The 16858-nt window shown below is 59.6% G+C and carries 17 protein-coding genes, 1 pseudogene and 1 riboswitch; of the genes and pseudogenes, 16 read left to right on the top strand and 2 right to left on the bottom strand.

Annotation, left to right across the window (positions count from 1 at the left end):
• Positions 1–110 precede the first annotated feature (110 nt).
• The 11 genes and pseudogenes from ACR0NO_RS16185 (at position 111) to ACR0NO_RS16135 (ending at position 9380) form a co-directional block, all read left to right on the top strand.
• A complete protein-coding gene (locus ACR0NO_RS16185) occupies positions 111–1145 on the top strand; it encodes a LacI family DNA-binding transcriptional regulator (RefSeq protein ID WP_480724690.1) in 1035 nt (344 codons plus the stop codon).
• A pseudogene (locus ACR0NO_RS16180) lies at positions 1145–2446 on the top strand (GH1 family beta-glucosidase); the annotation flags it as partial. The gene ACR0NO_RS16185 and the pseudogene ACR0NO_RS16180, both read left to right, overlap by 1 nt.
• Positions 2447–2512: 66 nt before the next feature.
• Positions 2513–3472: a glucokinase gene (locus ACR0NO_RS16175; protein ID WP_480724720.1), complete on the top strand. Its 960-nt coding sequence runs from the start codon at positions 2513–2515 to the stop codon at positions 3470–3472.
• Positions 3473–3500: 28 nt separating this feature from the next.
• Positions 3501–4427, top strand: coding sequence for a carbohydrate kinase family protein (locus ACR0NO_RS16170; protein WP_480724689.1), 927 nt, complete (start codon positions 3501–3503; stop codon positions 4425–4427).
• Between the two features lie 18 nt (positions 4428–4445).
• Positions 4446–5111, top strand: a complete 666-nt coding sequence (locus ACR0NO_RS16165) for a D-lyxose/D-mannose family sugar isomerase (protein WP_480724688.1) — start codon at positions 4446–4448, stop codon at positions 5109–5111.
• Between the two features lie 121 nt (positions 5112–5232).
• Positions 5233–5454 (top strand): hypothetical protein, encoded by a 222-nt coding sequence (locus tag ACR0NO_RS16160; protein WP_480724687.1) that lies wholly within the window; start codon positions 5233–5235, stop codon positions 5452–5454.
• A complete protein-coding gene (locus tag ACR0NO_RS16155; protein WP_480724686.1) occupies positions 5451–5939 on the top strand; it encodes a hypothetical protein in 489 nt (162 codons plus the stop codon). The genes ACR0NO_RS16160 and ACR0NO_RS16155 overlap by 4 nt, the downstream gene beginning before the upstream one ends.
• Before the next feature lie 35 nt (positions 5940–5974).
• A riboswitch (cobalamin riboswitch) is annotated at positions 5975–6178 on the top strand.
• A 106-nt stretch (positions 6179–6284) separates the two neighbouring features.
• Complete coding sequence (locus tag ACR0NO_RS16150) at positions 6285–6632, top strand: DUF1636 family protein (protein WP_480724685.1); 348 nt, start codon at positions 6285–6287, stop codon at positions 6630–6632.
• Positions 6629–7405: an ABC transporter ATP-binding protein gene (locus ACR0NO_RS16145; RefSeq protein WP_170641309.1), complete on the top strand. Its 777-nt coding sequence runs from the start codon at positions 6629–6631 to the stop codon at positions 7403–7405. The genes ACR0NO_RS16150 and ACR0NO_RS16145 overlap by 4 nt, the downstream gene beginning before the upstream one ends.
• Before the next feature lie 12 nt (positions 7406–7417).
• Positions 7418–8368: an ABC transporter substrate-binding protein gene (locus ACR0NO_RS16140; protein WP_480724684.1), complete on the top strand. Its 951-nt coding sequence runs from the start codon at positions 7418–7420 to the stop codon at positions 8366–8368.
• 1 nt (position 8369) lies between these two features.
• Positions 8370–9380: an iron ABC transporter permease gene (locus ACR0NO_RS16135; RefSeq protein ID WP_170472546.1), complete on the top strand. Its 1011-nt coding sequence runs from the start codon at positions 8370–8372 to the stop codon at positions 9378–9380.
• An 8-nt stretch (positions 9381–9388) separates the two neighbouring features.
• Here ACR0NO_RS16135 and ACR0NO_RS16130 read toward each other — a convergent pair whose 3' ends face one another.
• Together ACR0NO_RS16130 and ACR0NO_RS16125 are read right to left on the bottom strand one after the other, a co-directional pair.
• Positions 9389–10144: a response regulator transcription factor gene (locus tag ACR0NO_RS16130; protein ID WP_480724683.1), complete on the bottom strand. Its 756-nt coding sequence runs from the start codon at positions 10142–10144 to the stop codon at positions 9389–9391.
• Positions 10117–11307: a GAF domain-containing sensor histidine kinase gene (locus ACR0NO_RS16125; RefSeq protein ID WP_480724682.1), complete on the bottom strand. Its 1191-nt coding sequence runs from the start codon at positions 11305–11307 to the stop codon at positions 10117–10119. Before ACR0NO_RS16125 ends, ACR0NO_RS16130 begins: the two co-directional genes overlap by 28 nt.
• A 224-nt stretch (positions 11308–11531) precedes the next feature.
• On the opposite strand from ACR0NO_RS16125, the gene ACR0NO_RS16120 reads away from it, so the two are divergent.
• Genes ACR0NO_RS16120 through ACR0NO_RS16100 form a run of 5 tightly spaced genes read left to right on the top strand, consistent with a single transcriptional unit; the run spans position 11532 to position 16826 of the window.
• The gene (locus ACR0NO_RS16120; RefSeq protein ID WP_170667112.1) at positions 11532–12545 is read left to right on the top strand and encodes a substrate-binding domain-containing protein; all 1014 of its coding nucleotides are present in this window, start codon (positions 11532–11534) and stop codon (positions 12543–12545) included.
• A 4-nt stretch (positions 12546–12549) separates the two neighbouring features.
• Positions 12550–14019, top strand: a complete 1470-nt coding sequence (locus tag ACR0NO_RS16115; protein WP_480724681.1) for a sugar ABC transporter ATP-binding protein — start codon at positions 12550–12552, stop codon at positions 14017–14019.
• 1 nt (position 14020) lies between these two features.
• Positions 14021–14947 carry an ABC transporter permease gene (locus tag ACR0NO_RS16110; protein ID WP_480541652.1) on the top strand — a complete coding sequence of 309 codons (927 nt, stop codon included), beginning with the start codon at positions 14021–14023 and terminating at the stop codon, positions 14945–14947.
• Positions 14944–15918, top strand: coding sequence for an ABC transporter permease (locus ACR0NO_RS16105; RefSeq protein ID WP_480724680.1), 975 nt, complete (start codon positions 14944–14946; stop codon positions 15916–15918). The genes ACR0NO_RS16110 and ACR0NO_RS16105 overlap by 4 nt, the downstream gene beginning before the upstream one ends.
• Positions 15915–16826, top strand: a complete 912-nt coding sequence (locus ACR0NO_RS16100) for an SMP-30/gluconolactonase/LRE family protein (protein ID WP_480724679.1) — start codon at positions 15915–15917, stop codon at positions 16824–16826. The genes ACR0NO_RS16105 and ACR0NO_RS16100 overlap by 4 nt, the downstream gene beginning before the upstream one ends.
• The last annotated feature ends 32 nt before the right edge of the window (positions 16827–16858 follow it).

Below are 16858 nucleotides of genomic sequence, written 5' to 3'. Positions count from 1 at the left end.
TTTCGAATAAGTCAGAAAAACAGGCTTATTTGTTTTCACAACAGGTTGGCAGACGCACAAAACGGGACCTCACCAGTAATGCCTTCGATTTGAAGGCGCTTTGACCATCTATGAACCTCAAGCAGCTCTCTGAAACATTGGGTCTTTCGCAAACCACGGTCAGCCGGGCGCTGAACGGCTATCCTGAGGTCAACGCTGAAACACGCCTGCGGGTCGAGGCTGCAGCTGCCAAACATGGCTACCGCCCCAACAGTCGCGCCAAGGGGTTGGCGACGGGCAAGTCCATGGTCATCGGTCACGTCATCCCCAGCTCATCAAGGCATGAAATGGTGAACCCGATCTTCGGCGATTTCGTCGCCGGAGCGTCAAAAACCTATGCCGAGCATGGCTATGACATGATGTTCACCAACGCCGATGACACCTCGATCGAGGCAGCCTATCGCAATCTCTTTCAACGCGGAGCGGTCGATGGTGTCGTGCTTCAAGGCCCAAAGGTCAACGAGCCAAGGATCGAAGTTCTGACGCGGATGGCGGTGCCGTTTATCGTCCATGGCCGCTCAACCGGCGTGCAGGCTGAATATGACTGGATTGATGTGAACAATAAAAGTTCGTTCCAGCGCGCGACGCAGTTTCTGATTGATCTGGGCCACCGTCGCATCGCCCTGATCAACGGGCTTGAGGATATGGACTTTGCCCAACGCCGTCGCGCCGGATATCTGGACGCCCTGCAGCAGGCCGGGCTGACGCCGGATGCCGCCTTGATGCGCAGCGCCGAAATGACCGAGGTCTATGGCCATCGGGAAACCCATCAGATGCTGCAGATCGCGGAGCCTCCGACCGCGATTCTGGCCTCGTCGATGATCACGGCCATTGGTGTGCGCCGCGCGCTGGAAGAAGCCGGGCTACAAATGGGGCGGGATATTTCCGTGATCGCCCATGACGATGATCTTTCCTATCTGAAAAACGGACAGGATGTGCCGATCTTCACCGCAACGCGGTCCTCGGTTCGGGACGCCGGGGAAATGGCCGCAGAGATGCTGATCCAGCAGATCAAGTCTCCGGCTGCGCCGGTGCAAACGAGGTTGCTTGAGGCCGAGCTGGTTGTCGGGCGGTCAACCGGGCCTGCGCCTACTAGGGTTCGATGATGAAATACACACGCAACGACTTCCCCCGCGACTTTCTGTTCGGCGTCGCTACATCCGCCTACCAGATTGAAGGCCATGCACAGGGCGGCGCGGGTCGGACGCATTGGGACAGTTTCGCGGCCACGCCCGGAAACGTCGTCGGCGCGGAAAATGGCGCACTCGCCTGCGATCACTTGAACCGGTTCGAACAAGACTTTGATCTGGTTCAGGATGCAGGGTTTGATTGCTACCGCTTTTCGACCAGCTGGGCGCGTGTGTTGCCCGAAGGACGGGGATCGATCAACCAAGCCGGGCTCGACTATTACGACCGTCTGGCGGACGCGCTGCTTGAACGTGGCATCCGCCCCTGTGCGACGCTTTACCATTGGGAGCTGCCTTCGGCGCTTGCCGACCTAGGAGGCTGGCGCAATCGGGATATCGCCGGGTGGTTCGCCGATTTCACCCAAGTGATAATGGGCCGGATCGGAGACCGCATGTATTCGGTCGCGCCGATCAACGAGCCTTGGTGCGTCAGCTGGCTCAGCCATTTCGAAGGCCACCACGCACCGGGCTTGCGCGATATTCGCGCGGCTGCACGCGCGATGCATCATGTTCTTCTGGCCCATGGCAGCGCTATTCAAACAATGCGCAGCCTAGGCATGTCCAATCTGGGCGCTGTCTTCAACCTAGAATGGGCGGAGCCTGCGGATGATAGCGCGGCTGCACAGCAGGCGGCCGCGCTCTATGACGGGATCTACAACCGGTTTTTCTTAGGCGGCGTGTTCAAAAAAGCCTATCCCGACAACGTGCTGGAGGGACTGGAGCCTCATTTGCCCGAGGGTTGGCAAGACGATTTCGAAACCATCGGGGCACCCGTCGACTGGTGCGGCTTGAACTACTACACCCGCAAGCTGATTGCCTCGGCAGACAGTGCATGGCCAAGCCTGACCGAAGTGCCCGGCGCTCTTCCCAAAACCCAGATGGGTTGGGAAATAGACCCCGACGCCCTGACCCGATTCCTGAAAAGAACCGCAGAAGACTATACCAGTGATCTTCCGATCTATGTTACAGAGAACGGCATGGCGAGCGCCGAGCGCCAGCAGGACGATGAGCGCATCGCCTATCTGGACTCTCACTTGACGGCGGTTCAACAGGCTTTGGCTGCGGATGTGCCCGTAAAGGGCTATTTCATCTGGTCTTTGCTGGACAACTACGAATGGGCCTTTGGCTATGAAAAACGGTTTGGATTGGTAGACGTGGATTTTGAGACGCTGGACCGCAGACCCAAAGCCTCCTTCGCTGCCGTAAAGGCCGCACTTTCCGAGGGCGCCGCCGACCGGCAGGCCTATCGCCAGCCGTCCGGGTCTTTGCGCCCACATTGGACATTGGTGGCCGATATCGGCGGAACGAATACGCGTCTGGGCATTGTCGCCGATGGTAAGCTGACCGCATTGCACAAACACCCGACGGGCACCCTGCCCGATCTGCTGGACGCGTTGCATCATATACGCGATGAAATTGGCACCGCGCCACAAGCCGTTGTCGCGGCTGGGGCCGGACCGGTGCGCGACGGGCGCATCCAACTGACCAACGCAAACTTGGACCTGTCCGAGGACGCCCTGGCCAAAGCGACCGGGGCAACCAACACCTACGTCATCAACGACTTCACAGCAGCAGCGTGGTCCGTGGCTGAAGTGACAGAAGCTGAGGTATCAGTGCTGCAAGGCTCTGCCACTCCGCCGATGGGCACGCGATTGGTCGTGGGGCCTGGAACTGGTTTGGGCGTCGGTGCGCTGCTCTATTCCGAGGGGCATTTCCACACCGTTTCAGGCGAAGGCGGCCATGTGGGCCTGTCCCCGCGCACGCGGGATGAGGTCGATATCTTCGACGCCGCCCGCCATCTGGCACCCGAATGCTTTTTCGACAACAGTCTCGTACTTGAGGCCGAAATGTTCCTCAGCGGAACTGGCTTGCCAATCCTGTATCAGGCCGCAGGAATGGCGGCCGGACAGGCTCAACCTCCAGTTCGCACCGCCCGAGATATTCTGCAGGACGCACGCGACGGCAAGGACCCGATCGCCGTTCGCACCGCAGATTTGTTCATCAGCCATCTGGGTGCTTTGATGGGTGACATGGCCGTCACCGTGATGCCTGCCGGTGGCGTGTTCCTTGTAGGCGGCGTCGCCGAGAAAAACCGCTGGATGTTTGGCGAAACCTTCCGTAACGCGTTCAATGCAGGCGGGCGCTTCAGCGAGTTGCGGCAGTCGATGAACCTTTATATCTCGGAACAGGCCGAATTTGGCATTGTTGGCGCTAACAACTTCTGTAAAAATGCGCTTCAGCGATAACTGAGCGTATTTTGGAAGAGGACGTGGGATGATCCTGTGTTGTGGTGAAGCCCTGATCGACATGATTGCCGAACCGACCCTGTCAGGGTGGGACGGTTTTGTTCCCCATTCTGGCGGAGCTATATTCAATACCTCCATCGCTTTAGGCAGGTTGGGCGCGCCGGTTGGACTGCTGACCGGTCTGTCCTCGGATATGTTCGGGCAGCAATTGGCCGATGACCTGAGGGCCAGCCACGTGGACACGACACATGTGATTGCCTCGGACAGGCCAAGCACGCTGGCGTTTGTTCAACTAAAAGACGGACACGCGACATACACGTTTGTCGATGAAAACACTGCGGGTCGGATGCTACGTGCAGAGGATATGCCGCGCCAACTCCCCGCGGTTTCAGCGCTGTATTTTGGTGGCATCAGCCTTGCCTGTGAGCCCTGCGCGGATGCCTATGCCGCGATGCTGGCGCAACATGGCGCGAACTGTGCTGTGATGTTGGACCCCAATATCCGACCCGGTTTCATACAGGATCAGACGCGCTACCGCACGCGGTTGAACCAGATGATCGAACAGGCCGATATCGTCAAAGTCTCGGATGAGGATCTGGACTGGATCATCCCCGGCCCGGAAAACCACGATCAGAAAGTCCCTTTGCTGCTTCAAGCAGGCCCCTCCGCGGTCATCGTCACCCGTGGGAGTGAGGGCGCCTCGGGCTACCTGGCCAACGGTGCTGTGGTCTCAGTCCCTGTCAAACCGGTGCAAGTTGTTGATACGGTTGGCGCGGGTGACACGTTCAATGCAGGGGTTTTGGCGTCGCTGGAACGGGCTGGCCAACTGACAAAGTCCGGCTTGAAAGCACTGTCCCCGGATGCGCTACGCGACGCTTTGGCCTTGGGTGCAGAGGTGGCTTCAGTCACCGTCTCGCGCGCCGGAGCAAATCCGCCCTGGTCGCATGAATTATAGCCTTACGAAGAGTCCGAGATGAAACGATCCGAAATCAACCGTATCAAGACCGACGCCCAGGCATTCATCAGTTCATTTGGTGCCGTTCTGCCGCCTTTCGCAGATTGGACACCTGACCAGATGCGCAGCGCCGATGCCGACAGCATCCGTGCCCATGGGCTAGGTTGGGATATCACCGACTACGGTCAAGGCAAGTTCGATGAGCTTGGGTTGTTTCTGTTCACCCTGCGCAACGGTAACGTCAGCGATCTGAGCCGGGGACGCGGTATGCTCTATGCCGAAAAACTGCTGATCTCTCGCGACAAACAGCTATCGCCGATGCATCGCCATATCGTCAAAGCCGAGGACATCATCAACCGTGGGGGCGGCGATCTAGTTATGGAAATCTATGCGTCGGACCCCGATGGCGGTATCGACCGCGACAACGCGGTCACCGTTCCAAGCGATGCCTGCCCTGTCACCATACAGCCCGGAAAGCATCTGCGCCTGAAGCCAGGCCAGAGCGTGACCTTGATGCCCGGCATCTGGCACGCCTTCTGGGCGGAAGGTGGGGATTGCTTGATTGGCGAAGTCTCTACCGTGAATGACGACCGAACGGACAACGTATTCGAAGACCCGATCCCACGCTTTGCAACAATCGAAGAAGATGCAGCGCCGGATTTCCTGTTGGTTGCCGACTACTGACTTCATTGAGAATTTCGCGCTTGTACTTCCCGACTGTTTTTGTCAGTTAACAGCTGACCCAGTCAGATTTCGTTGGAATCATCGCCCGGTCCCATTTTTTGCGACCGAAAGATAACCTGACATGCGAAAATCCCTCGCAGATCTGTTGGCCATGGACGCCGTTGCCAGCCGCCATGGCTGCGCATTGAAACCAAAACTGAGGCAGGCGATCGAGGCTGATCTCAGCTTTTCCGTCCGCGCTGCATCACCGTTTCCTGAAACGCCGGTTGACCCAAACACCCTTCCGCAAAACGTCCACCCTTTGGTCGCACAAGCCCCCAAACCCAATAGGGAACGCGCATGAAACCCTCAGCATTTGACCACACATTGCCCCGCGTCGAATTTGACGGTTTCGAACGCGGTTTGCTGCCTGTCATGCGGCACTTCATCCTAAGCTTAACACAGCCGGAAACGCAGGCGTGGCAACATGCCTTCAAGGTCGCAACCGAACGCTGGGGGCGCGATCAGGGGCTGGTTCTGGCACATCTGGTCTTCAAAGTCGTCAAGGCCACGCTACACACCCGCCCTTTGGGTCTGGCCTTCAACGACCCGCTTTGTGTTGAAACACGGCACGAGCTAAAATGTGACGAAGGCGCCCTGCTGCGGATGCTGCACCACATGCGCCGCGACGAAACTCCGGCAGCGCGCGATGCCTTGAACGAATTGACCGGAGGCTACCCGGACACCCATCTGATACAGGCCGGTTTGACCCTGGCCAGCCAGTTCCCGACCGATGGTGTCGGACCGATCCGACCCGCCCGCAGGCCGACCCTGCGCGTGGTCCCATAGCGCGATTCCGGCGCTTGACAATAGGAGCTTGAGCAGACTAGCTGCTCTGGATGGTTCCCGACGGCCTGTGTCTGAGGGATGAAAATGGGAATACGGTGCGGCCCAAGGGCCAATGCCGTGACTGCCCCCGCAACTGTAAGCGGAGAGCGACGCCACAGAACCACTGGCCCTCAAGGTCGGGAAGGTTGGCCAAGCAACGACCCGCAAGTCAGGAGACCTGCCATCACAGATTAACCAGCCCGGGGCGGGGTGTCCCGGAAGGAGGCTCGATGGCACATCTGCGTGCTGATGCAACTCATGGCTTTTGCCTTCAATCGGCTTTTGTTCAAGTCGGCGATGCGTGCCATGGCTGATCATTTCGTCCTGATATGCGGCACCTGCAATGGGCCGATACCCGCGCGTGAGGCAAAAGAAGCGCTGGACGGCCAGCTGCCCGTGGGGTTCTCGACACGTCTGATCAACTGTATGGCCGGGTGCGACCGCCCGATGACGGTCGGGTTACAGGCCAAGGGCAAGGCGCAATACCTGTTCGGCGACATTCAATCCCCTGCCGATCTGAGCGCTTTGGCCGAGTTCGCCCATCAGTTCCGGGCTAGCGAGGATGGTTGGACCAGCGCCTCGACCCGTCCTTTGGCGCTCTACACCAAAACCCTGTCGCGCATGCCTTGCCTGCCACCGGAGGACACGGCATGAGCTTTCTGGTCGCTGAAAATCTGGAATACTACGCCCTGAACGGCGATGTTCTGCTGCGCGACACCTCGTTCACGCTTGAGGAAGGCGCGATATTGGCCGTTGCCGGCCCGAACGGGGCGGGCAAAACGACGCTGCTTAACCTCTTGTGTGGTGTCGCAAAATTGGCGCTAGGCGATGTGCGTATTCAGGGTCAAAGCCTGCGGAAACTGTCGTCGCTGGAGCGGGCCCGACGGATTGCCGTTGTCGGCCAGCAGGAAATACCCGACGGGCGGCTGCAACTGCGCGATTATGTGGCCCTTGGGCAAATCCCGATCAGGGCCGACAAATCCGCCGAAGCTCTTAAAACGGACCTGCAGCGCGTATTAGACACCACCGAACTGTCCCATCTGGCTGGCAAACAGATGGCAAAGCTGTCCGGCGGAGAGCGCCAGCGCGCTCATATCGCGCGGGCGTTGGCGCAGAACCCCTCGCTGCTGTTTCTGGATGAGCCGACCAACCATCTGGACCCGGATGCCAAGGGGCACATGCTGTCTCTGGTCGCCGAATTGGGCGTGACGGTTGTGATGATCGTCCACGATCTGGTCATGATCCCCGAATTCGCCAGCCACGTCGCCCTGATGAAGAACGCGCAACTGACGGCTTTCGGCCCGGTCGCCGAGGTTCTGACCCCAGACCGCGTGCGCGAGACTTTTGGTGTTGACTATTTGTGTTTCCAGCATGAAGGACGCGTGATCCCCGCGCTGGACATCCGAAAACGAAAGCTTTCATCTTAACAGGAGAGATTGATGAAACTGAAACTCTTGTCCGCTGCGGTCCTCAGCGCACTGGCGGGCGGCGCTGCTGCGCAAGAGATCACCGTCGACAATTGCGGTGAACCTCTGGTGTTCGATAGCAAGCCCGAGCGGATCGTGGTTCATGACATGAACATGACCGACATGGCCTTTGCACTGGGTCTTCAAGACAGCATCGTTGGCCTGACCGGGATCACCGGCTGGTACAAGACCAGCCCCGATTTCGACGCGCAGCGCGGTGACATCCCCGAACTCGCTCCGAAATACCCGACGGTCGAAAACCTCGTCGCGGTCGAACCCGACATGTTCTTCGCCGGTTGGTATTACGGCATGAAACCCGGCGGAGACGTTACCCCTGACACGCTGGAGCCCTTTGGCATCAAGACCATGGTGCTGACCGAAAGCTGCATTCACCTGAACAAAGACCGTCCCGAAGCCAGCATGGACCTGCTGTTTGACGACGTTCTGCGTCTGGGCACGGTCATGCATGTCGAGGACAAGGCGAACGCGCTGGTCTCGGGCTGGAAAGACCAACTGGCCGCGATCGAAGCCAAAACCGCCGATCTGGAAAAACCCCGCGTCTTCCTGCTGGACGGCCCGGCCGATGCGCCCTTTACCGCAGGCAAATATGCCATTCCCGACGCGATGATCGCAGCGGCTGGCGGCGTCAACGTCACCCATGACATGGACACTAGCTGGGGCCGCACCTCGTGGGAGGCTGTCGCCGCCTCGAACCCCGAATTCCTTGTTCTGCTGGACTACCAAACGGGCAATGGCGCGGCAGATACGTTTAAGTTCCTGCAGGAACATCCGGTGATGTCGCAGACCGATGCAGTCAAGAACGAGCGCTGGATCGGCCTGCGCTACGAAGAGCTGACACCGGGACCGGCAAACATCGAAGCGATCCAGAAGATGGCAACGGCGATGCACCGGGGTAACAGCTGAGATGACGAAGACGGGCCAGGCGGTCCTGCTGGGGGCGGTCATTCTGACCGCCCTTTTGCTGCTGTCGACGATCTATGGCACCACCCCGATCCCCTTGGCCGAGGTTTTCACCGCGATTGGGCTGGGGACTGGCGTGACTGAGGGCGACATGTCCCCTCTGCACCGGATCGTCTTTGACCTGCGCCTGCCCCGCGCGTTGTTTGCGGCGGTGATTGGAGCCGGGCTTGGTGTTGTCGGCGTCGTTTTGCAAACGACAACGCGCAATGACCTAGCGGACCCGTTTCTCTTTGGCCTTTCGTCCGGGGCCGCTGCGGGGGCCGTTCTCGTCATCACTGTAACAGGCGATGTTCTGGGCATCTGGACCCTGCCGCTGGCGGCGTTTTGCGGGGGCCTGATCGCCTCCGGCATTGTTCTGGCCCTGGTTCAAAGCCTGCGCACCAGTGCGCCGGAGAAACTGATTTTGGCAGGCCTGGCTGTGTCTTTCCTGTTTTCGGCCATCACCAACTATCTGATTTTCGCGGGCGACAGCCGCGCCGCGCATTCCGTCATTTTCTGGATGCTAGGCGGCCTTGGTCTGGCACGGTGGGAGACCTTCCCCCTCGTTGTACTGGGACTGGCCTTGATCCTGGGCTATTCCCTCTATCGCAGCCGCTGGCTCGACGCGCTTCTGACGGGGGATTTTACAGCCTCGACGCTGGGCATTCCTGTGCAAGGCCTGCGGTTTCGGATGTTTCTGGTCGCCGCCTTGGCCACGGCCAGCTTTGTGTCAGTGGCAGGCGTGATTGGCTTCGTAGGCCTTATGGTCCCGCATATTGCCCGAGGCATCGCCGGAACGCTCCACCGCAATCTCTTGATCACGTCAGCCGTCGTCGGGGCCATCCTGTTGACGCTTTCAGACATCCTGTCCCGATTGCTTCTGGCCCCGCAGGAACTGCCGGTGGGGATCGTCACAACTTCGATTGGGTCGCTATTTGTGTTCCTCTACCTGTTCAAATCCTCACGATCTGACTAGCACGGCCGTCATCCCAAGTTTTGCCGTCGTTCAAGCCAGCTTCCCAGCTCTTTTTCCGCCGAAAAGATGCTCTCACGGTTCAGTATCTGAGAGGTCATGGCCTTTGAGACCGCCCGCACGCGTTTGTTAATCGCAATATCGCTGGCATCCACCGGCAGATCGCCCACATCCAGCTTTTCATAGATCGACAGTAGCCGGTTCTGCACCGTCCTCAGGGCCAGCTTGCGACGCAGCGCGATGGTCTTGTCGGGCAGACCAAGGGCGAGATCGGATAGGATTGCCAACTCAACCTCCGTCAGCGCCTCGCCCGAGCGGCTCTGTTCGCGTTGGATCTGGTGGATTTCCCGGTCCACCATGATCTGCGCCTCGATCAGAACGGCGCGCAAGGCCAGATGCATTCGTGAGGGGCTAGCCGTCTTCAAAACATAGCCATAGGCGGCCTCTTTCGGAACGATCCGCGCAATGCCGCGCAGGTAGGCCTCGTCCGAGTAGTTGGACCAGAACAGAATGCGGGTTGCGGGGCGTTCCGACCAAATCGTACGCGCAGCCTCGATCCCGTTGCGCTCTTTCATACGCAGGTCCATGACGATGGCTTCAACACCATTCTGCCGGGCCTGCTCTTCCCCTTCCCGACCGTTCGAGGCAAGGCTCAGATCGGTCACCTCGGGCAAGGCATCCTGAACCAACTCCCGCAGGTAATTCGCGTGCATTGCGTCGTCTTCGACCAGCAGAACCTTCATGCCAACACCTCGGTTTTCGGGCATTCCGAAGCCGGTAGGCAGACCGTTATCTCGGTCCCGCCATTGTAGCGGATCTCAAACTGCGCCGCGATCAGCCGCGCGCGGGTTCGCATATGCGTCAACCCGCCTGAAGCCTGCCGGATTTCAATCGCTCCCATGCTGCTCCCATTGTCCCGCACGCGAAGGTGCAGCCCGTCCACGCATTCAATCTCGACCTCAATCCGACTGGCCGAGGCGTGCCGAACCGCGTTGTTGATGGCCTCTTGCGCGATACGGAACAAGGCGATGCGCTTGGTTTGCGGCAACTGGTCGACCATTCCGCCGGACAGGTCACGAACGTCAATCTCGACCCCTTCATCCGGATCAATCGCGCGTTCAAGATGGATCCGTACGGCGTGCTGAAAGCCGAACAGCTCCAGCAGGGACGGAATCGAGGTGTCGATAATCTCACGCAGGCCCTGAATGCAGTTCCTCATACTGCTGCGCAGGCCGTCCAGATCCTGAGGCGTTTCGCACCGTTCCAAATCCCGGCTGATCCGCGTCATATCGGCCAGAGTCTGATCGTGCAGATCCATCCCTATCCGTTGGCGTTCCAGCTCCAGCGCGTCTGTCAGGCTGAGGGCCCCAAGCCGCAGCCCCTCTTCTCGCGCCTGTACCTCGGTCCGCATGATCGCCTCACGCCGAGCCTGTTCGTTCGCACGCAGAGCATAGAAATACGGGGCCAGAATATCCGCAATATTGCGAACCTGTTCGACAGCCTGTTCATCATAGAAATCAAACTTTTGTGACGAACAGTTCAAGGACCCGATCGTGCGGCCCAGCACTTTCATCGCCACATTCACGCGGCTGCGCATGTTGTGTTTGAGGATGGGATCATAGTCCCCGCCTTCGAACACATATCGCGGGTCCTCCGGCGCGTTTCCGGTCAACATGTAGTCGCAATCTCCCCGCAGGATATCGCGCACGGGCGAGACCTCGACCGGGGCGCGGGTGCGGCTCCAACTGGTGCGCAGGCCGACCTCATAGCTTGTGTTAAGCCGCCCTTCTTCGTCGATCAGGCAGACATCCAGATGGTCAATTTCCAGAATGCGCACGATCTCGGATTTGACCGACCGCAATGCGGATTTGATATCCAGATTGCCCGCCAGATGGTTCGAAATCCGCAAGTAATAGGCAAGATCGGCCATGTGTTCTCTTTCGCAGCGCCAGCCTGCCGCAACCGGCATGGGCGAGTATATCGACCAGCGGATCGAGTGTCATGCGGGTCGCCGCAGCCTATTTGCGGGAACCCGCAAGGAATGCGCGCGTCCTACTCTTACTTTGCGCGTGTCCTTTGGGAATTTTAGGCAAGTCGGCCCCGTCAGGCTGGCACCAAAATCGTGCGGCGCTTGGGCCGCTTTGGGAGGAAAACATGACACTAAAGGCCATATTGCTCGGCGCTGCGGCCGGGATCATCACCCTGACAGCCCCGGCTGCCGAAGCGGATACATCCGACAAACGCATTGCCCTGTCGAACAACTACGCAGGTAATTCCTGGCGGCAAGCCATGCTGGAAAGCTGGCAGAAAAACGGAGATCAGGCCGTCGCGGATGGTGTTGTCGCCGCTGCTGACGCCTTTACGACCTCGGAAAATCAGGCCACTGAACAGGCGGCTCAGATCCAGAACATGATCCTGCAGGGCTATGATGCCATTGTGATCAACGCCGCCTCACCCACCGCAATCAATGGCGCGGTCAAGGCTGCGTGCGATGCGGGTATCACCGTTGTGTCCTTTGACGGCATCGTTCAGGAACCCTGCGCGTGGCGTATCGCGGTCGACTTTCAGCAGATGGGGCGCGAGCAGGTGAAATACCTCGCCGAGCGTTATCCTGATGGCGGCAACCTGCTGGAAATCCGTGGTCTGGCCGGAGTGTTCGTCGATGACGAGATCAGCGCGGGTATTCATGATGAGGTGAAGAACACCAATTTCGAGATCGTGGGCTCGGTCCATGGGGATTGGGCGCAGGATGTGGCGCAAAAGGCCGTCGCTGGTATCCTACCCAGCTTGCCCGAGATCGTGGGCGTCGTAACCCAGGGTGGCGACGGCTATGGGGCCGCGCAGGCCATCGGGGCCACGGATCGCCCGATGCCAACCATCGTGATGGGCAACCGTCAGGACGAACTTCAGTGGTGGTCAGATGAGCAGGACGCAAACGGGTATCAGACAACCTCTCTGTCGATTGCGCCGGGCGTCAGCACGCTGGCCTTTTGGGTCGCCCAGCAGATTCTGGATGGGCAAGAGGTGCCAAAAGACCTGACCGTGCCGTTCCTGAAAATCGATCAGGCCGGTTTGAAAGAAGCCTTGAAGACAACGCCCAAAGGCTCGGTCGCGAACGTCGAATACACGCAGGATCAGGCCAAAGACGTCATCGCGTCGGCCCAGTAAGCGCGTGAAGACTGACGAGAATACGGGACCCGGAGCCACCGCCGCTCCGGTTGTCTCTCTGGAGCAGGCCCATCTGTCCTATGGGCCTGTTCTTGCCCTACGCGGCGCGACGTTGAGCATCAGCGCAGGAGAATGCGTCGGACTGGTCGGCCACAATGGGGCCGGGAAATCCACGCTGGCGAATGTGATCAACGGCCGCCTGACGCAAACTCAGGGCACCGTTCACCATCGGAACGCAGATCTCGCCCTGCGCAACAGCCAAAACGCGCAGAATGCGGGCATTCGCAGCGTGTTTCAGGAGCTGTCGCTCTGCCCGAACCTGACCGTGTTGGAGAACCTGCGTATTCCCTATCGCAACATGCCGCGCAAAGGCTGGCGGCGGGTTGCGCGGCAAAAGATGCTCGACGCGCTGGACCTTGTCTTTCCGGGTCATGGCATCCACGCCCGCGCAACGGTCGGAAACCTGACTATAGCCGAGCGTCAGATGGTCGAGATCGCCATCGCCTTTGTCGACCGCGACCGAGAACCCAGCCTTGTTATTCTGGACGAGCCAACCTCATCCCTTGACGCCGCCATCGCGCAACAATTGCTGGACCATATCAAACGGTTCTGCGCCAAAGGCGGTGCGGTGCTGTTCATCTCGCACATGATGGGTGAGATTTTCGAAGTCTCGACCCGGATCATCGTCATGAAAGATGGCCAGATCGTTGATGACCAACCTGCCAGCCAATTCACCCGAGCCTCGATCGTGGATGCGATGGGGCATGTCGCGCCAGATGAAGACACCTCGGGCGCCGGGCGGGCAGATCGGACCCTCGGGGCCGAGGTTGTACGGGCGGCAAATGGGCTGAACGCCCGCGCGGGTGAGATTGTCGGGCTGGCCGGGCTTGCAGGTCACGGACAGGCCGAAGCACTAGCGCAAATCTACTTCGACCACGCCCCAAAATGGAAATCCGCGCGCCAGCCCGAGGTGGTCTTTGTCGCCGGAGACCGCGCCCGCGACGGGGTCATGCCGCTCTGGTCGATCCTGCGGAACCTCTCGCTGACTACCCTGCCCGAGTTCAGCCGAAAAGTGATGGTAGATCGCGGCAGCGAGGCGGACATGGTTCAGACCTGGAAAGACCGTATCGGCATTCGCACCGACAATCTGTTGAACCCGATCCTGTCCCTGTCGGGCGGCAACCAGCAGAAGGTTCTGTTTGCCCGTGCGCTGGCCTCCTCCGCGCCGATTGTGGTGATGGATGACCCGATGCGCGGCGTGGATGTGGGCACCAAGAAAGACGTCTATCAAATGATACAGGCAGAAGCCGCAAGAGGCCGCAGCTTCCTGTGGTACTCGACCGAGACCGACGAAATCCTCGAATGTGACCGGGTCTTCGTGTTCCGCGCCGGTCAGATTGCCGCTGAGCTGGAAGGGGACGAGATCACCGAGGAGAACATCCTGAACGCCTCTTTCCAGATGCAGGAGGCCTGAGATGACCAGCGACCGTTTGCGCCTGTTGCTCCCTGTTCTGTCTCTGGCCGTCCTGCTGGGCGCCGTGTTCTACCTGCAACCCCGCGCGATGAGCTATTTTGGCCTGAATCTGCTGTTCAATCTGGCGATCCCGGTGGCCCTGGCGACCATTGCGCAGATGATGATCATCATGGTCAACGACATCGACCTGTCCATCGGCACCTTCGTCAGTTTCTGCGCCTGTGTCACAGCCACATTCGTGCACGACACGCCTCTGCTGGGCTATGGCATTCTGGCTGCGGCGGTTCTGGCCTATGCCGCGCTGGGGGCCTTGATCCAACTGCGCGGATTGCCGGCAATCGTCGTGACCCTGGGCATGTCTTTCGTCTGGGGCGGGCTGGCGGTGCTGATCCTGCCTTCACCCGGCGGAGCATCGCCTGAATGGCTGAAAACCCTGATGAATTTCAAAACCCCGCTGGTACCGGTTGCCGTGATTGCTCCGCTGGTCGTGGCCTTTGCCGTGCATCTGTTGATCAAACGGTCCTGGGTGGGCGTGGTTCTTCAGGGTGTTGGCGGCAATGAACGCGCAATGGAGCGCGCTGGTTGGTCGGTCGTCCGCCTGCGGGCCTCTGCCTATGGATTGGCGGGCCTGTTCGGAGTGCTGGCAGGCATGTGCCTTGTCGGACTGACCACTGCGGCGGATGCCAATATCGCGCTGCGCTATACGCTGTTGTCGATTGCGGGCGTGATCCTTGGCGGAGGCGAATTTGTCGGCGGTCGTGTCTCGCCCTTCGGGGCCGTTATCGGGGCGCTGACCCTGACCCTTGCCGCCAGTTTCCTATCCTTTCTGCGCCTCTCGCCGGATTGGCAGATCGGTGCACAGGGCGCGATCCTGATCCTCGTTCTGGCCGTGCGACTGTTCTTTGTCCGCAAGGAGGTCTCGGCATGAGTGATCAAACCACCCCTGACACCGGACACAATCCCTTGCGGGCACTTTTTCAGAAACCGTGGCTCTGGGCTTATCTGGCCGCAGGGATTACCTTTGTCGCCACCAGTCTGCTGGCCGGGTCCGGGGCGGGGTCGTTACTCTATGCGACGCTGACCTTTGCCTCCTTCTCGGCTATTGTCGGCATCGGACAGATGCTCGTGATTACGCTTGGTCCCGGCAATATCGACCTGTCTGTTCCAGCCACAATGACATTGGCCGCCACTTTGGCGCTAAAGTTCATGGACACGCAGTCCGCGCTGATCCTGCCCGGCCTGCTGGTTGCAATCGGAATAGGCATCGGTTGCGGGATCGTGAACTTCGCGCTGATCCTGATACTGCGTATCCCGCCCATCATCGCAACTCTGTCCGCCTCGTTCCTGTACCAATCACTGGCGATCTGGTCGAACCGGGGGCTGCGCATCAAACCACCGGAACCCCTGGCCGAGTTCGCCTCGGGCGGGACGTTCGGGGTTCCGAATGTCGCCTGGGTCGGCATTGCGCTGGCCGTCTGTGCATGGCTGCTTTTGGAACGCGCGATTGCAGGGCGGTGGATCTCGGCCATCGGGCAAAACCTACGCGCGGCAAGGCTCAGCGGGGTCCCGGTGAACGCGGTGCGCTTTGGCATCTATGTCAACTCAGCCATTTGTGCCGCCTTGGCGGGGTTTCTGCTGGCCAGCTTCTCGGGCGGGGCCAACCTGAACATGGGCACCGAATACATGCTGATGTCCATTGCAGTCGTCGTCATTGGCGGGTCGTCCATCGGCGGAGGCAATTCGAACGTGCCCGGCATCTGGGGGGCGGCGCTGTTCATGTTTTTGATCGTATCGATGCTGAATTCATACGGTCTGGGCGCCGGAATTCGCCTGATTTTGACCGGGCTTGTGATTGTGGGTGTGGTCACTCTGGCCAGCCGAAAGGGATATAGCGCATGAGTCATTCGCAGACATATGAGGTCATCCGTCCCGTGTTTCGGGACCTGATCCACACCAACCTAACGCTGGCGCGAATCGCAACTGGCCATGTCTGGACCGAGGGGCCGGTCTGGTTTCCTGCGCATGAAACGTTGCTGTTCTCGGACATACCAAATGCCCACATGTATCGCTGGACCCCGCATGGCGGCACCAGCCTGTTCCGCCAGAACTCAAACTATTCCAACGGCAACACGCGTGATCGCGAGGGGCGGCTGGTGACCTGCCAGCACGCAACCCGTTCAGTGGTGCGGACCGAGCATGACGGACGACTGACAACAATGGCTGACCGCCATAGTGGCCGACGGTTGAATTCGCCCAACGACGTGATCACCCGGTCGGATGGCTCGATCTGGTTCTCAGACCCAACCTACGGCATCCTCTCTGATCTCGAAGGTCACAAAGCCACGCCCGAACAGGAGGGCAGCTTTGTCTTCCGCCTTGATCCGGACAGTCCGGAACCCACCATCGTTTCGCGAGATTTCGTGCAGCCGAACGGGCTGGCATTCTCTAAAGATGAAGGCCGCCTGTACGTCGCCGAATCCGGCAGCAGCCATGATCCGAACGTCCCATCAGTTCTGAAGGTTTTCGATGTCCAGCAGGACGGCCATCTTGGCGAGCCCAGCGATTTTGCGGCGATTGATCAAGGTCTACCCGACGGGCTACGCGTGGACCAATACGACAACGTCTGGTGCTCAGCGGCCGACGGGGTGCATGTGTTCTCGCCTGATGGAGAGCTTCTGGGCAAGGTGAAAACGCCCGAGACCGTCGCGAACCTGTGTTTCGGTGGCCCGCGCGGCAATATGCTGTTCATCACCGCAACCACCAGCGTCTACGCAGTTCATGTGAACACCAAGGGCGCTGCCGGCTAAGCAAATTCTGGACTTCCGATCCTCGCCTAGAC

It is taken from the genome of Ruegeria sp. CL3 (genome assembly GCF_056536505.1).
Note: the sequence above shows the minus strand (reverse complement) of the source record. Positions and strands in the feature narration are given on the sequence as shown.